This window comes from Haloarcula sp. Atlit-120R, assembly GCF_003665885.1.
Lineage (GTDB): Archaea > Halobacteriota > Halobacteria > Halobacteriales > Haloarculaceae > Haloarcula > Haloarcula taiwanensis.
The window spans coordinates 1-597 of the sequence record NZ_QPLN01000036.1; the positions used below are offsets into that span (position 1 = coordinate 1).

Consider the following 597-nt stretch of genomic DNA (forward strand, 5'->3'; position numbering starts at 1 on the left):
GCCAGCTCGACCAGCGGGAGTAACTCCGACCGCAGAAGGCTTCCGCGACGATAGCCGTACGGTCGGGTCGGTACCGAGAGAGACAGTTCCGATTCGAGATACTGGTCGAACGGAGCGTTTTCGGTCGGACTCTCGGCGGTCAAGGCTCGGACTGACGTGGTTAGCTTCCTCACCGTGTTTATGTCGTTCCCCGCGTATGTTCTTCGTCTAACTGGCGCTGAGTTCGGAGTTGACTCGGCGACGACGAGCCAGACGGTGCGAAGACGACGACCAATTCCGTTGTGAAATTGGAGCTAGAAGGCTTCTAAACCCGGAATCACGGCGATAAGATACGTCTGGGAATTTTTATTATTATACCGAGTAAATGAATATCAATCGTTAAGTACGGTGCGTTCGACAGTGTCTATGTATGTCACGCGATAGCCAGTCTAACGACAATCGGCTCAGTCGGCGTCAATACGTCGCTGGGGCGGGAGCGCTTGCGACGATGGGGCTCGCCGGCTGCTCCGGTGGCGGCGATTCCAATGACGGCGGCGACGGCAGTACTACTGAAGCGGGCGGCGACGGTAGTACTACTGAAGCGGGTGGCGACGGCGG

Annotated in this window: 1 pseudogene; it reads left to right on the forward strand. The window is 57.3% G+C overall.

The annotated features are described in order from the left end of the window. Nucleotides 1-409: 409 nt before the first annotated feature. Nucleotides 410-597, forward strand: a pseudogene (locus tag DVK01_RS22450) (carbohydrate ABC transporter substrate-binding protein); the annotation flags it as partial.